Here is a 14,358-nt window from a genome sequence, read left to right on the forward strand (position 1 = left end):
CGGCAGTTTACTTCACCGCCCAGCTCCCTAGCAATTTTTCCAATCGATGAGCCCATTTGCCAAGCCGGTCCCGTTTGCGATCGGCGACCTGCAAGGCTGCCGAGGCGCCCTGCAGGCGCTTCTCGCCAAAATCAACCCCGCCCCGGATACGCCGCTCTGGTTCGCAGGCGACATGATCAATCGTGGCGCTGAATCGCTTGCGACATTGCGCGACGTGATCGCGCTCGGTGATCGCGCGGTCGCTGTGCTCGGCAACCATGACCTGCATCTGCTGTCAGTGTCGGCGGGAATCCGCAACGCGAAAAAGGGCGACACCATCGACGAGATCCTGAACGCGCCCGATGCCGACGACCTGCTCCATTGGGTGCGCCATCGTCCTGTCGCGCACTACGCAGACGGTATGCTGATGGTTCATGCGGGCGTGCTGCCGCAGTGGGACGTCGATCTCACGCTGGAGCTTGCGCACGATTTCGAAAAAGCGCTGCGCCGCGACGACTGGAAAAAGACATTGGCCGGCCTCTATGGCAACGAGCCGAATCGTTGGTCGAACAGTCTGAAGGGCATGGAGCGCCTGCGCATTACCTGCAGCGCATTGACACGCATGCGTTTCTGCAACCGTGACGGGGCGATGGATTTCAGCTCGAGCGGCGGAATCGATTCCGCGCCGGCGGGGTACATGCCGTGGTTCGACGTGCCTGGACGTAAAACTGGCGACTGCACAGTCGTGTTCGGCCATTGGGCCGCGCTTGGCCTCACACTGCGCGAAAACGTGATCGGCGTCGATTCGGGTTGCGTCTGGGGCAAGCAGCTCTCGGCGGTCCGGCTCGACGCCGACCCCAGACGCCGCACGCTTACCCAAGTGGAATGCCCGAATTGTCGCACCGCCGGCGTGTGACGTCACACCCGCTGCGCCACCCCATCCCCTTCCACCCGCGGCGCCGCCCGCATCGCATCGAGTGCCGCGCCCACCGCATCCTGGGCTCGCGCCGCGAGCTTGCGACGATCATCGCCGGGTGCGATCGCCTCGCCCACGTACACATGCGCCGTGATCGGCCCGGCCTTGAGCAGCGCGTCGAGTGACTGCTTGAGCGAGACGTCGTCGATATACGCGGGCGCCGCCGACTGCCGCCCCTGCGCGTCCTCATACAGGATGCAGATGGGCTGCACGGGCTTGCCCGCCGACACCGGCGCCTGGAACATGTTCGAGTGGAACGGCTTGACTGCGAAGCCGTCGGTGGTCGTGCCCTCGGGGAACACGCACATCAGCTCGCCACGCTCGAGACGCGCCGCCAGTTCGTGCATGATGCGCCGTGCGTCGCTGCGCTTCTCTCGCTCGACAAACACGGTGTCCAGATTCTGCGCGAACCAGCCGATCAGCGGCCAATGGCGGATCTCGGCCTTCGAGACGAACGGCGTCGGGCGCCACGCGTTGATCACGTAGATGTCGATCCACGAGATGTGATTGCTGACGACGAGCGCGCCCGCGTCGAGGCGCGCTGCGTCGTTATGGACGACGAGCTTCATGCCACACAGCTCGAGCATCCTGAGCGACCAAGCGCGGTTCATGGCGTGGCGAGCCTCGGGCGTCGCGCGCGGAAAGCGCACGCCAACGGTCCAGGCGCCGCGCAACAGGTGCCCGAGCAGTCGGGCTTTGCGTAAAAAAAGGCTCATGGTAGTTCGGATGTCGAAGTCGGTCGCGAGTGCGCTCGAAGATCCTCAATGAGGTTGCGCGTGGCGCTCGAAGCCGATGCGCCCCGCCACCAGCGTCGCGCGCACCACGGCGGGCAACTCGTAGCCGAGGAACGGCGTGTTGTGCCCCTGGCTCTTGAGCGCGCGCGGCTCGACGCGCCAGTGCGCGTTCACATCGAACACGCAGAGGTCGGCCTGCGCCCCTGCCTCGATACGCCCCACTGCGCGCTGCATCACCGCGGCCGGTGCCGAGGTGACAAGCGAAAGCGCCTTCGCAAGCGGCACGCCGGCTTCCTGCGCCCACTTCACCGTAAGCGAGAGCAGCAGCTCGAGCCCGCTCGCACCCGGCGTCGCTTCGGCGAACGGCAGGAGCTTTTCGTCGTCGTCCACGGGCGTGTGCTGCGAGCAGATCGCGTCGATCGTGCCGTCGGCGAGACCCGCGCGAATCGCCTCGCGGTCGCGTTGCTGGCGCAGCGGCGGATCGAGCCGGAACTGGGCGTCGAAGTAGCCGATGTCCATGTCGATCAGATGCATGTGATTGGCGGTGACGTCGCACGTCACGGGGAGGCCTTCCGCCTTCGCCGCGCGCACGAGCGCGACGCCCGCCGCCGACGAAAGATGCTGCACGTGCACGCGCGCGCCGGTCACGCGTATCAGCTCGAAGAGCGTGAAGAGCGCGATTGTCTCCGCGCTCACCGGCACGCCCGAGAGCCCCAGCCGCGAGGCCAGCGCGCCGCTAGCCGCCACGCCGCCCTTCGCGAGATACGCGTCCTGCGGGCGCAGCCACACGGCATAGCCATAGGTGCTCGCGTACTGGAGCGCGCGCAGCAGGACCTGGGTGTCGGCGATCGGCCGGTCCGCCTGGGTGAAGCCGATGCAGCCGGCCTCGGTGAGCGACACCATCTCCGTGATCACTTCGCCCTTCAAGCCGACCGTGAGCGCACCGAGCGGATGCACGTGCGCGCGCTCGAGCTTGCCCGCGCGGAACTTGAGCATCTCGATCAAGCCGGCCTCGTCGAGCACCGGGTCGGTGTCGGGCGGGCACACGAGGCTCGTCACGCCGCCCGCGAGCGCGGCGTTCATTTCCGAGTCGAGCGTGGCCTTGTGCTCATAGCCCGGCTCGCGCAGCCGAGCGCTCAGGTCGACGAGGCCCGGCGCAACGACAAGGCCGTTCGCGTCGAGCGTTCTGTCCGCGTGAAAGCCGGCCGGCGCGGCGCCGAGCGCGACGATCTTGCCGTCTGCGATGTACACGTCTTGCCGTGCTTCCGTGCCTTCCGACACATTGGCCGGATCGATCAGCGTGCCGCCTTGAATGTGAATCTTCATGCGCTGCCCTTTTTGTTCTCGCCAGTTCAATCGTGGTTACCGGCGACGATGCCCATCACCGCCATGCGCACCGCAATGCCGAAGCTCACCTGGTTGAGGATCACCGACTGCGGGCCGTCCGCGACCTGCGAGTCGATCTCCACGCCGCGGTTCATCGGCCCCGGGTGCATCACGATCGCATCGGGCGCGGCGAGCGCGAGGCGCTCGGGCGTCAAGCCCCAGCTCTTGAAGTACTCCTGCGCCGATGGCAGCAGCGCGCCGCTCATGCGCTCGTTCTGCAGGCGCAGCATGATGACGACGTCGACGTCCTTCAGCCCCTCGTCGAGGTTATGGAACACGCGCACGCCCATCTGCTCGAGCCCGCCCGGCAGCAGCGTGCGCGGGCCGATCGCGCGCACTTCGGGCACGCCGAGCGTGGTGAGCGCGTGGATGTCCGAGCGCGCGACGCGCGAGTGCAGGATGTCGCCGACGATCGCCACGCGCAGGTTCGTGAAATCGCGCTTGTAGTGGCGGATCGTGTACATGTCGAGCAGGCCTTGCGTCGGATGCGCATGGCGCCCGTCGCCGGCGTTGATCACGTGCACGTGCGGCGCGCAGTGCTCGGCGATCAGGTACGGCGCGCCGCTCGATGCGTGGCGCACGACGAACATGTCGGCGTGCATCGCCGAAAGATTGCCGATGGTGTCCAGCAGCGACTCGCCCTTGCTCGTCGAAGACGCTTTGATGTTCAGGTTCAGCACGTCCGCCGAGAGGCGCTTGGCCGCGATCTCGAAAGTCGTGCGCGTGCGCGTGGAGTTCTCGAAGAACAGGTTGAACACCGACTTGCCGCGCAAGAGCGGCACCTTCTTCACGTCGCGGTCGGTCACGCTCACGAACTGCGTGGCCGTGTCGAGGATGTGGGTGAGGATCGCGCGCGGCAGGCCTTCGATGCTGAGCAAGTGCTTGAGCTCGCCGCTCTTCGTGAGCTGCGGATTGCCCTTCAGGAAGCCGTAGCGAAAGCGCTTGTCGTCCGGAACGGTCGGTGCCGGCGTGGGCTGTGTGTTCATCGCATAAATCCTGCGCTGGTGTCTGGCTCGATCTCGTTCGATCTAGCCGGGTCTGGCCGGGTTGGGTTTGAGTCGGTTCGGTTGGCGCTGCGCGCGCCGTGTGCGCCTCGATGGCGTCTTGTTCGGCGGCAAGCGCGCTCAGTGCGCGTCGCGAGGCTCGATGCGCAATGCGAAGTGGCCATCGTCGGCGCGCTCGAGCACGAGCGTCGAGCCCGGGTCCAGTTGCACCTCGCCGCCCACGAAACTAGCCGACACGGGCAGCTCGCGCCCGCCGCGCTCGACCAGCACAGCCACCTCGACACAAGCGGGCCGGCCGTAGTCGTAGAGCTCGTTGAGCGCCGCGCGCACGGTGCGCCCGGTGTGCAGCACGTCGTCGACGAGCAGAATGCGGCGGTTCTCCACCTCGAACGGCAGCGCGGTCGGGCTCGCCTGGCTGTGCAGGCCCTTCTTCGCGTAGTCGTCGCGATGCAGCGCGACGTTCACCACGCCCCACTTCGTGGCCCCGAGATCGCGCGCGAGGCGCCCGGCAAGCCAGGCGCCACCGCTGTGGATGCCGGCGATCGCCACGCCGTCGGGCGCGCTGAACGCGCCGGCCGGGTAAGCCGCGCGGATCTGCTCGAGAACGGCGCGGTACAGCGCCTCGGCGTCGGGTGTGTTCATCACGTGAATTGAGGCGGGTTTTCGTCGAAGTACTGCTGGAGGATCACGCAGGCGGCTTCAGCGTCCACATGCTCCGCGCGCTCGCCGCGCTCGCGCAGGCGTGCTTCGGCGTCGACCGAGGAATAGCGCTCGTCCACCCACACCACGGGCAGGTTGAAGCGGCCATTGAGCTGATTGCCGAAGCGCCTGGCCAACTGCGTCATGGCATGGGGCGTGCCGTCGGGATGGCTCGGCAGGCCCACCACGAGCAGGTCGGGCTGCCACTCGCGCAGCAATTCGCCCACGGCTTCAAAACGATAGTCGCGATTGCGGTTCTGGATCACGGTGAGGGCGCGGGCACTGCGCGTGAGCGCGTTGCCGAGCGCCACGCCGATGCGCTTTTCGCCATAGTCGAACGCCAGCAAGGTCGCCTCGGCGGCGCCTCGCCCCGCGGCTACGCTCATGCGTGACCCGCTTCGCCCGAAAGCATCGTCGACGAAATGCCGAGCAGCGCAAGCGCCGCTTCGAAGCGCTCTTCGGCGGGCACGTCGAAAACGATCTTGGGATCCGCTTCGACGGTAAGCCAGCCGTTCTTCGAGATTTCGTCTTCGAGCTGGCCCGCGCCCCAGCCTGCATGGCCGAGCGTGAGCAGGAACTGCTCGGGGCCGGTGCCGCTCGCGACGGCTTCGAGCACATCCTTCGACGTGGTCATCTCGAGGCCGCCGGGCACCGACATCGACGAGGTGTAGTTCGTGCCGGACTTGGGTGCGTGCAGGACGAAGCCGCGCTCGGTCTGCACCGGGCCGCCGAAATAGACGGGCACGTGCAGCAGCGGTTCGATTTCGAGCTTGAGGTCGATGCGCGAGAACAGCGCTTCGAGATCGATATCGGTCGGACGATTGATGACGAGGCCGAGCGCGCCGCGCTCGGAATGATCGCAAAGGTAGACCACCGTTCCTGAAAACGTGGGATCCGCCATATTGGGCATGGCGATCAGGAACTGGTTGGTCAGATTGATGCGATCGTTACTCTTGGACATGGTTTGAATTCTAGCAAAGACGATGCGGAATGGCGGCGGCCTTCAACGCCTTCCGGGTGCCCCTCGGGCCGCGCTCCGTGGCACGGAGAATGGCTCACTCTACCATGCGCGGGCGACACGGCTGAACGGTAGCCGGGGCTTGCCAAATGTGGCGGGCCAGGCGATGCGCCTCAACGCGGCACGACCTGCGCTGCTGCGCCCGTGACGGCTGCGCCGCCAGCGCCAACTGCAATCGCCGCGCCAAGCGCGCGCACCGCTGCGCTCGCGTCCGGTTGCGCGACGCCCGCCGCCACCTTGTGCAGGATCGCGCGCAGCGCCTCGTTCGCGTGCTCGATCGCCTGCGTGCCAGGCGGCGTCACGGCCGCTCCCACTGCGGCCGCAGCCGACGCCGTTTGCGCCCCGGCATCGGCCGCCGCAGCGTGCGCGGTACACCGCCAGGCAAGGCCTAGCGCGTCGGCGAGCAGGCCCACGTGGCCGAGCCCGAGCGCCCACGCCGCCGCGCCAGTGCGGTAGGCCGCATCGGCCGCGAGGAGCGCCGCCGCAGGATCGGCCGGCGCACCGGCCGGCCGCAGCGACAGCGCGCGAGCGGCGGTGCCGAGCTCGAGCATGGCGGCGTCGGCGGTCTGCAGGAAATCTTCGTAGGCGTTGCCGTTCACGACGAGCGCGCCCAGCTCGCGCGTGGGCGCAACGCGCGTCGCCAGCGCGTCGGCCTGCGCTGTGCCGGCCTCCCAGAGCGCCTCGGACGCCTGCGTGCCCGCAACGTGCCAATCCACGGTCAGGCCGTAATCGAGCAGCAACTCGACGTCGGCGGTGTCTTCCGCGGCGGCGCCGAAGAGCGCGTAATCGCGCCACAAGAGCGCAAGCGCCATGCGCACGAACGACTGGGGCGCGACGTGCAACCCGCGCGCGTGTTCGCCGATCAGCAGATTGCAGCGCGCGTAGAAACGACGCACTTCCTCGTCGCCCCAGGTCGTCACGCCGCGCCGCAGCACCCGGCCGCAAGCCGATGCAAGACGCCAGAAGTCGTAGGGATCGGCGCTCGCGAGATCCGCGATACACGCGTCCATCTCGCCGAATGCCGCCTGCGCGAGCGCTTGCGCCGCGCGGCTGCCATTGCCGTTGCGCGCCTTGAGTGCCGGCAGCAGCGCCGCCTCGTAGCGCGCTCGGGCCTGCGCGAGCCGGTGTGCGGGCTGCGCGCGCAGCGTGGCGACCGCGAAGGGCCGGCCGTGCAGCGCGACATCCTCATAGGCGAGCGCGACGCCCGGCGCGTGCTCCGCCAGCGCGTCGACCAGGACGCGCTGGCGCGCATAGAGCGCAGGGGAACAGGCCAGCTCGCGCAGGTTGTGGCGCTCGAGCGCGTCGGCCAGATCGGCTAGCGCGCCGCGAAACGCCTCGCGAATGGCGCGGTCGTCAGAAGCGTCTTGATCGTGCGCGGGCCGCGGCGGCATGCCGGGCGGCGGCGGCGTGGGCACGGATGCCGCCAGCGCGAGCGGCGAGGCAAGCAGCAGCGTGTCGGCGAAACGCGCCGCCGCGAGCCAGCCCGCGTCGCGCAGCGTGCGCGCCGCCTGGCGCAGCGGCCGGGCGACGTCGCGCTGCTCGTCGAGCGCGGCAAGCGCCTGGGCCAGCGCGGCGTGCGCGAACGGGACGTGCCCGCCACGCGGATTGGGCAGCGCTTCGAAACGGGCGACCGACATCGTATGAAGACTCATAAGACAGCGCCAGGAGCAATTGCGAGCGGATGCGATAGCGGCGAGCCGGCCGGCTGGCCGACTGCCTCGCACGAAAACCGGCGAAATCAGCCGAAAAGCGCCGGCGAAAAATGCCGACGAGAAGCGCAGCAATTTGCGCGCCGCAAGGGCCGCGCGGCGCTCAAGCATCTGCACAGCGTGCCGGCACAACGTGCCGGCACAGCGTTCGAAACGGTACTAAACGGCTGGCGATCCGGCCACAGACCCGCCAGTGGTCCGGCTAGCAGCGTGCTACCCGGCGCGGCCACAGGTACTGAACAGCCCCGAACAGCAGGTACGAAATCAGGCAACGATCGAGTCAATCGAAAGACCGGCCGAAGCGTGCATCGAACTCAACCCGGCTCAACCGGACTCAGCGGGCTGCCTGCAAGCGTGGCCACGCGCCGACCGGCAATGAGGCACAGCTTCGGCAGCGGGCGAGACGCCTCAGATCTGGACCATCTCGAAGTCTTCCTTGCGTGCGCCGCACTCGGGGCAGGTCCAATTGATGGGAACATCCTCCCAGCGCGTGCCGGGCGCGATGCCTTCCTCTGGCAAACCGGCTTCTTCGTCGTAAATCCAGCCGCAGATCAGGCACATCCAGCTTCTATATTCCATTCTTATGCCGCGTCGAAAAGTCCAAAAAACCGCCCGCGTATACATGCCGCGACCGGTTGGGAAAACTGCCGGGAAAACAAGAGCCATGATGGTACCGTGTTGCCGTTTCCATGCCTAGCAACTGTGGCGGCAGTCGAGTCCCGCACCTGGCGCTCTGTCAAGACGAGAAAATCCCTCGCGCGCGGCAGGTCATCCGTCCCCCGCAAGCGGCGCCAGGCTGCATAATTGACTTGTCGGCGCCTGACGTAGATAGCGGCGCCGGCTTCTGCACCGCATCTGCACCTACCTCGAGCCAACCCAACTCTCCCCGTCAACGTTCATGTCCGGCGACACCCCACCCATCGTCCTTACCTTCGGCCTTTCCGATCCGACCGGCGGCGGCGGCCTGCAAGCCGACCTGCTCACGCTCGCCAGCATGGGCTGCCACGGCGTGAGCGTGCTCACCGGCTATACCGTGCGCGACTCCGCAGGCTGCGACGAAGTCACCGGTCTGGACCCCGAAACCGTCGCGAGCCAGGCACGCATGCTGCTGGAAGACATGCCCGTCGCGGCATTCAAGGTGGGCGCGGGCACGCGCGCCGAAGTGGTGAGCGCGATCGCCGAAGTGGTTGCCGACTACGATGAGATTCCGCTCATCGTCGCGCCCGACTTCACGCTCGACGACGAGCACGTGCTGGCCGCCGACGAGCTGCGCGAAGTCGTGACCGATCTGCTCGTGCCGCAGACCACCGTGCTGGTCGCCGACGTCTCGGTGCTGCTCGCGCTCGCGCAGCCCGACGGCGACGGCGATACGCCCAGCATCGACACCGCCATCTCGCACCTGCTCTCCACCGGCTGCGAATACATCCTCTCGATGGAGACTGGCTCGCACCGCGTGGTGAACACGCTCTACAGCGAAGAAGGCCAGTTGCGCCAGGACTTCTGGGACCGCGCGAACCAGCCGATGATGGGCCTCGCCGACACTCTGGGCTCAGCCATCGCCGCGCTGCTCGCGAACGGCCAGGAGCCGCCCGAGGCGGTGCGCGAGGCGCAGGAATATCTCTATCAGGCCGTGCAGAACGCGTTCCGGCCGGGCATGGGCGCGTGGATGCCGGACCGGTTCTTCTGGGCGCGCAGCAATGACGCCGAGGGCGACGAAGCGTCGCCGGGCGACTCCGACGACGTGCCGCCGTCGGGCGAGGCGCGGCACTGATGGGACGCTAAAGGGACCGCGCGGACCGCATGGGTACCTGCCGCGCGCGTCACGACATCGCGGCCTGGCGCGCCGTCGCGTCGATCTCGCGTTGTCGTGCGTCGATAGCCGCAAGGAACGTGGCAGTGAGCAATGCCACCAGAACCGTCACCATGATGGGGACGAGCACGTCGATCGTCAGACCGAAAACAATCGTGCTGGCCGACACCGCCATACCCGACCAAGCGGCCGTGCGTATGAACGCATCGGTCGAGCGCCTGCGGCGCCAGAAGTAGACCGTCGATCCATAGTAAAAAACGAACAGAAAAAGAAGGCCGATTGACCCCGATTCGGCGAGCGTAGAGAAGAAGTCGCTATGCGCGCGCTCGTTCACAGCCCCACTGGGCATGAGGCCCTGCTTCGCCAACTGGCTCATGGAGCTCTCGAGCCGCCCTTTGCCCACACCATAGATGGGGTGCTGCGCGTACAGACGCGCCGACGCCCGCCACAACTCGAGGCGGATACCCGTCGACGTATCCGGATTGCCCTTGGAAAGCATCGAGACGTCCGCAACGAAATCGTGAACGCGCTGTTCGATACGTGGCGTTGAGAGCAATGCGGCGGCGCCGAGCACGACGACGCTCGATGCAAGCGCAAATCTCTTGAAGTTCGCGAACCAGCCGTACTGCACACCGAGCATCACCACGAACACGGGAATGGCGAGCCATCCGCCGCGCGTTCCTGTGGAATAGGATGAAAATCCACCCGCGACCAGCGCTGCAAACTTCAGCCACGCGGTCAGCCTGCGATGCTTACCGTCCCATCCGATCGTGAATACGGAAAGAAATGCGAGCAGCAAAGCCGTATCCCCGTACGGAATGGCATTGGTATAGTCGTTGTTGAGGCGGTCAGCGTCGGTCCAGCCGCCCACTGGACGATGCGCCAGCGCGAGCGCGCCCAGCACCAGCGCGCCGGCGGCACAGCCCCAGCCCAGCGCACGGAAATGGCGCGCGGGCATCTGGCGCAGCATCAGGAAGATCGGAATGGCCAGCGCGAATCGCGAATAGGCATCGAATTGACGCGGCGCCCAGATCCCGTAGACGAGCTGTTGCACGAAGATGGCGAGCACGAGGCCGCACATCCCGACGACGTACCAGGGATAGTCGCGCAGTACGGAAAAGTAGCCCGACACGCTACGGTAGCGAACACCCATGTAGAGCGCCATGGCAAGCAGCGCAAAAAAACAGTAACCCGTGCCGCCCTGCCAGACGAGGTTGACCGCGGGTGCAAGAAAAAGCAGTACAGCTGCAGACCAGGCAGCCACAGGAGCGAAACGCATAGAGTTGTCAGAGCCAGCGATACAGGGCCGTCGAGTTCGATTTCCGGAGTGCCTGAAATCCCGACATCACACGTCGAACGGAAAGCAGCTGCTTCCACAACCGCTCCTTGAGCTTGCCCGACGGCACTACGTTGAGCGGCAAGACAATTTCGCCGGGCCCCCAGCCCGGACGCCACGAGCGGGCAAGACCACGGCGCATGAACAGCGTGAGCGTCGGCACGCCGATCGATGAGGCAAGATGGCCGAGACCTGAATCATTGCCGATAAACCAGCCCGATTCCGCAATCCACTTTGCAACGTCGCCCAGATCGAGCGCGTTCACTTCGTGCCCCTGTGCCGCGATCCCGCGCCACGCCTCGAACTCGTTGGGCGCAACAAGGAAACTCGGTCGCAGGCCGAGGCGCTCGAGCGAGCGCGCCAGCGCGAGAAACTTCCCTCGGCTCCACATCTTTTCGGGATGACTGCCCGTCGGGTGGATCACGACGCGATTCGCAGCACCGCCGGGGACCACGCCCGGCGGCAAGGTCAAACCATTCGAACGGGTAACGTCTTGCAGTTCGAAAGTATGACAGGCAATGTCGACGATACGGTCCACCATGTGATGCTTCGGCCCGTGGTAGGCCGGCAGGTCCGCGAGGCACAGCGTCCGGCCCGAGCGCGCGATTGTCGGCCCCTTTTTGGTTGGACGCAGCTCGATCACCGTCTCGAACGCACCGGCGTGATCGGTGAAGCGGCCCACGCGCACCCAGGGAAACCAGTCGGCGAGCTGTTCCGCCACCCAGCCGAACACGACCGGCTGGTAGCCGTTTCGAACCAAGTTGTTCACGAGGACCATGCCAATGAGGCTGTCACCGATCGGCGGTGGCAGTACGACCGCGACGCTGCTATTCGTCTGAATTTTCATTGGTGATTGAAATGCTATCGGACGCCGTTTGTCGCATCGGCACGAGACGCCCGAATTACGTCCCTCGTGTGCCACACTCGAAGCGAAGGCGCATTCGCGGTCGCAAGGGTCGGCCGGCGTCCGATCTAACCCCACGGCGGGTTCCCATATTCAAATGCTGCCCACCACTGCGGCCAGCGGGGCCGACTCGCGAAAGTATAACGCCCCCGGGCAACCCCAAGCATGTTTAATATGCCCCCAATTACATGTTCGCGGCGCAAAACCTCGCAGCACGGGCGTAAGGCACAGCGCTCTCGCCGGAGCGAAGACAACGCCGCTCCCTCATGGCGGGGATATGTAATGAACTCGTCACCCCTCCCTTCGGAGAAGAATCGAGCGCCCCACTACGCATGGTGTATTGCCCCCGGGAGCAATTAGCCTCCGTCATGCGGGTTGCACACCGCCGGGCGGTATCGCCGGCTGTCACCGTGCAACGTTTCGGTGCGCGTACGCCGTCGCCCTGCGACAGCGTCCACCACTTCTCATCCATCGTTTGAACACCATGTACATCCGCCGCGTTTCATCCGTGTGGCCTACCCGAGCAGTGCATGGGCCACACAGGGTTAGCTGGCGAACAGAAACTGTCCACAACCGTTGATAGCTTTCCGGAATGTCAGAGAGAACAACGGGCGCCCCGGAAATGTCGACTTTGATCCAAAACCCTGCTTCATTTTATTTGATGTCAGGTCACCTCCGTCGATTGCCGTCGATCCCAATGTCCGACTCTTAACCAACCTTGGCGCTCCACATGATGCGCTTTATGCGATTGGATCCGGCCGAAATCGTTATGCCCTTTTCAGCATCCGAAGCTATCTGAGGCCATTGAGACATGACGGACTATATAGATTTTGAAATAGACACCGAGTCTCGGATCGGGCACGAGCCATTTGATCTCATCGTTGTTGGTGGCGGTGCCGCTGGATTGACAATCGTGCGCGAACTGTCCGGCCTTGGGCTCAAGATTCTGCTTCTGGAGAGCGGTGGACTCCAGGAATCTTCCAGCCACGAGGCTCTGAACAGGGTGGAAGTGCAGGGGTCTCTCAACGACGCCAACATTCGGCAAGCGCGTCAGCAATTCCACGCGCATCAATTGAAGTTCTGGAGCGCCGAGACTCAGAAATTCGGCGTCCGATGCCGTGTCCTGGGGGGATCTACGACCGGCTGGGCGGGCAAGGTGGCGCCCTTCGACGCGGTGGATTTTATTCAGCGCGACTGGATACCGAACTCTGGATGGCCAATCGATTCCGCCGCCATCGCACCTTATATCGACCGGGCAGCCGAGCGGCTCGACCTGGGACCGATCATCCACGATCGCGCGTTCTGGAGCGCCGCGAAACTGAAGGAACCGACCGAAGTTTCGCGAATGCAACACTTGACGTCGTTCTTTTGGCAATTCTCCCGCTCTCGTCACGACACGATGGACGTCATGCGATTCGGGCCCGACTTCAGGCAAGAAACACATCACGACGTGACGGTCGTGTTTAACGCGACGGTCGTGATGGTGAAGGTCGACGCAGATGGGATAACGGGGGTGGAGATCATTTCGTCGCTCTCCGGCAGCAGGAGGAGTACCGTTGAATCGGCCCACGTGGTGCTCGCCGCCGGCGCGATAGAAAATGCCCGCTTATTGCTTATGTCGAAAGATCTCGCGGGCGGCGCGCTGGGAAATGCGCATGACGTAGTCGGGCGCTACCTGACGGACCATCCGTGCATATTGCTGGGCGCTGTTTCGCCGAAAAACCACGCGCATGCCGCCACACTGCTGGGCTTTTTTCCGCTGCATAAGAACTATCGAGCCTTTATCTATTCTCACGGACTCGCTCTTCGTCAAGAGGTTCAGAAAGGCGAACGTCTGCCCAACATGGCCGTTTTTGCGAATATGCATATTTCGGATGATGACCCCATGCTCGCGCTGAAGCGGTTGGTAAAAAAGCAGAGCAAGGCTCCGATGTCGGATATGCTCCTGGTCGTGAAAAGTTCGGGACTCGTCTTGAGTTTCGTCGGTCGCAGAATCCTCGGCAGCCAGAAAGTGCCTTACCGGCTGCGCCGCTTGATTGCAGACGCCGCAGTTCTGCTGAATGCCAATTTTGTTGCCCGAGACTATGCGACTAAAGGCACTGCGCGAAAAATCGAAGCGCTGACGCTAAATCTGATTTGTGAGCAACCACCGTTGCCCGATAACCGTATCACGCTGTCCGAACGGCGCGACCGCCTCGGGCTCCCGCTCGCCCATATCACATGGGAGGCCGGGGATTACATGAAGCAGGCCGTCCAGACGTTCTCGGAGCTTCTGAAACAGGATCTATCTGCCGCGGGTATCCGCGGGTTCGAATTTTCGCCGGAAATCGCAGGGGGCGACATAGCGAAGATCGTCTTGCACGACATGGCCCATACTGCCGGGACAACGCGAATGGGGCTGAACCCCGCGACGAGCGTCGTGGACGACACATGTCAGGTACACGGCATACGTGGCCTTTACGTGGCAGGCGCTTCCGTTTTCCCGACGAGCGGACACGCCAATCCAACGATGGTTCTCATGGCGCTCGCAATCCGATTGGCCGACCATCTGAAATCGCGACTGGCGGCGCACCGCGCAGCACGTAATTGATCGCAGACGCAACAAAGCCCGCGAACGAAACATTCGCGGGCTTTTTTCGTTCAGGCAGAAAACGCGCCTTGCGGCGCGTCCCCAGCACTTCGATGCCATACCGGCGTAAGCCGCTATTACATGTCCATGCCCATGCCGCCGGGCATGCCGTCAGCCATCGGGGCATCTTCCTTCGGCAGTTCAGCAACCGCTGCGTCCGTCGTCAGCAGCAGG

General features: G+C 65.0%; 13 protein-coding genes. 3 read left to right on the top strand and 10 right to left on the bottom strand.

Annotation, left to right across the window (positions count from 1 at the left end; translation table 11 throughout):
• Positions 1 to 46 precede the first annotated feature (46 nt).
• Complete coding sequence (locus EYW47_RS37855) at positions 47 to 895, top strand: symmetrical bis(5'-nucleosyl)-tetraphosphatase (RefSeq protein ID WP_133199922.1); 849 nt, start codon at positions 47 to 49, stop codon at positions 893 to 895.
• A 2-nt stretch (positions 896 to 897) separates the two neighbouring features.
• Here EYW47_RS37855 and EYW47_RS37860 read toward each other — a convergent pair whose 3' ends face one another.
• From EYW47_RS37860 to EYW47_RS37895, 8 genes are all read right to left on the bottom strand, one after another.
• A complete protein-coding gene (locus EYW47_RS37860; RefSeq protein WP_133199923.1) occupies positions 898 to 1,671 on the bottom strand; it encodes a lysophospholipid acyltransferase family protein in 774 nt (257 codons plus the stop codon).
• A 45-nt stretch (positions 1,672 to 1,716) separates the two neighbouring features.
• The gene (locus EYW47_RS37865; RefSeq protein WP_133199924.1) at positions 1,717 to 3,015 is read right to left on the bottom strand and encodes a dihydroorotase; all 1,299 of its coding nucleotides are present in this window, start codon (positions 3,013 to 3,015) and stop codon (positions 1,717 to 1,719) included.
• A gap of 26 nt (positions 3,016 to 3,041) precedes the next feature.
• Positions 3,042 to 4,061: an aspartate carbamoyltransferase catalytic subunit gene (locus EYW47_RS37870; RefSeq protein ID WP_133199925.1), complete on the bottom strand. Its 1,020-nt coding sequence runs from the start codon at positions 4,059 to 4,061 to the stop codon at positions 3,042 to 3,044.
• A 138-nt stretch (positions 4,062 to 4,199) separates the two neighbouring features.
• Entirely contained in the window at positions 4,200 to 4,721 is a 522-nt protein-coding gene (gene pyrR, locus EYW47_RS37875; protein WP_133199926.1) for a bifunctional pyr operon transcriptional regulator/uracil phosphoribosyltransferase PyrR, read from the bottom strand.
• On the bottom strand, positions 4,721 to 5,164 hold the full coding sequence (gene ruvX / locus EYW47_RS37880) for a Holliday junction resolvase RuvX (protein ID WP_133199927.1): 444 nt from the start codon (positions 5,162 to 5,164) through the stop codon (positions 4,721 to 4,723). The genes pyrR and ruvX overlap by 1 nt, the downstream gene beginning before the upstream one ends.
• A complete protein-coding gene (locus EYW47_RS37885) occupies positions 5,161 to 5,739 on the bottom strand; it encodes a YqgE/AlgH family protein (protein WP_133199928.1) in 579 nt (192 codons plus the stop codon). Before EYW47_RS37885 ends, ruvX begins: the two co-directional genes overlap by 4 nt.
• Before the next feature lie 170 nt (positions 5,740 to 5,909).
• On the bottom strand, positions 5,910 to 7,448 hold the full coding sequence (locus tag EYW47_RS37890) for a hypothetical protein (protein ID WP_133199929.1): 1,539 nt from the start codon (positions 7,446 to 7,448) through the stop codon (positions 5,910 to 5,912).
• Positions 7,449 to 7,913: 465 nt separating this feature from the next.
• The gene (locus tag EYW47_RS37895) at positions 7,914 to 8,084 is read right to left on the bottom strand and encodes a rubredoxin (RefSeq protein WP_025527884.1); all 171 of its coding nucleotides are present in this window, start codon (positions 8,082 to 8,084) and stop codon (positions 7,914 to 7,916) included.
• 319 nt (positions 8,085 to 8,403) lie between these two features.
• Here EYW47_RS37895 and EYW47_RS37900 point away from each other — a divergent pair, with 319 nt between their 5' ends.
• Complete coding sequence (locus EYW47_RS37900) at positions 8,404 to 9,276, top strand: hydroxymethylpyrimidine/phosphomethylpyrimidine kinase (protein ID WP_133199930.1); 873 nt, start codon at positions 8,404 to 8,406, stop codon at positions 9,274 to 9,276.
• Positions 9,277 to 9,325: 49 nt separating this feature from the next.
• Here EYW47_RS37900 and EYW47_RS37905 read toward each other — a convergent pair whose 3' ends face one another.
• Both EYW47_RS37905 and EYW47_RS37910 read right to left on the bottom strand, forming a co-directional pair.
• The gene (locus tag EYW47_RS37905; RefSeq protein WP_133199931.1) at positions 9,326 to 10,594 is read right to left on the bottom strand and encodes an O-antigen ligase family protein; all 1,269 of its coding nucleotides are present in this window, start codon (positions 10,592 to 10,594) and stop codon (positions 9,326 to 9,328) included.
• Positions 10,595 to 10,601: 7 nt separating this feature from the next.
• Positions 10,602 to 11,429, bottom strand: a complete 828-nt coding sequence (locus EYW47_RS37910) for a glycosyltransferase family 9 protein (protein ID WP_240764099.1) — start codon at positions 11,427 to 11,429, stop codon at positions 10,602 to 10,604.
• Between the two features lie 937 nt (positions 11,430 to 12,366).
• On the opposite strand from EYW47_RS37910, the gene EYW47_RS37915 reads away from it, so the two are divergent.
• Positions 12,367 to 14,145 carry a GMC oxidoreductase gene (locus EYW47_RS37915; protein WP_133199933.1) on the top strand — a complete coding sequence of 593 codons (1,779 nt, stop codon included), beginning with the start codon at positions 12,367 to 12,369 and terminating at the stop codon, positions 14,143 to 14,145.
• Positions 14,146 to 14,358 lie beyond the last annotated feature (213 nt).

It is taken from the genome of Paraburkholderia silviterrae (genome assembly GCF_004353915.1).
Taxonomy (GTDB): domain Bacteria; phylum Pseudomonadota; class Gammaproteobacteria; order Burkholderiales; family Burkholderiaceae; genus Paraburkholderia; species Paraburkholderia silviterrae.

Bases quoted from the DNA above. Each gene is read 5' to 3' on its own strand.
- EYW47_RS37855 (WP_133199922.1), top strand. From the start codon at position 47: ATGAGCCCATTTGCCAAGCCGGTCCCGTTTGCGATCGGCGACCTGCAA.
- EYW47_RS37860 (WP_133199923.1), bottom strand. From the start codon at position 1,671: ATGAGCCTTTTTTTACGCAAAGCCCGACTGCTCGGGCACCTGTTGCGC.
- EYW47_RS37865 (WP_133199924.1), bottom strand. From the start codon at position 3,015: ATGAAGATTCACATTCAAGGCGGCACGCTGATCGATCCGGCCAATGTG.
- EYW47_RS37870 (WP_133199925.1), bottom strand. From the start codon at position 4,061: ATGAACACACAGCCCACGCCGGCACCGACCGTTCCGGACGACAAGCGC.
- pyrR (WP_133199926.1), bottom strand. From the start codon at position 4,721: ATGAACACACCCGACGCCGAGGCGCTGTACCGCGCCGTTCTCGAGCAG.
- ruvX (WP_133199927.1), bottom strand. From the start codon at position 5,164: ATGAGCGTAGCCGCGGGGCGAGGCGCCGCCGAGGCGACCTTGCTGGCG.
- EYW47_RS37885 (WP_133199928.1), bottom strand. From the start codon at position 5,739: ATGTCCAAGAGTAACGATCGCATCAATCTGACCAACCAGTTCCTGATC.
- EYW47_RS37890 (WP_133199929.1), bottom strand. From the start codon at position 7,448: ATGAGTCTTCATACGATGTCGGTCGCCCGTTTCGAAGCGCTGCCCAAT.
- EYW47_RS37895 (WP_025527884.1), bottom strand. From the start codon at position 8,084: ATGGAATATAGAAGCTGGATGTGCCTGATCTGCGGCTGGATTTACGAC.
- EYW47_RS37900 (WP_133199930.1), top strand. From the start codon at position 8,404: ATGTCCGGCGACACCCCACCCATCGTCCTTACCTTCGGCCTTTCCGAT.
- EYW47_RS37905 (WP_133199931.1), bottom strand. From the start codon at position 10,594: ATGCGTTTCGCTCCTGTGGCTGCCTGGTCTGCAGCTGTACTGCTTTTT.
- EYW47_RS37910 (WP_240764099.1), bottom strand. From the start codon at position 11,429: ATGGTCCTCGTGAACAACTTGGTTCGAAACGGCTACCAGCCGGTCGTG.
- EYW47_RS37915 (WP_133199933.1), top strand. From the start codon at position 12,367: ATGACGGACTATATAGATTTTGAAATAGACACCGAGTCTCGGATCGGG.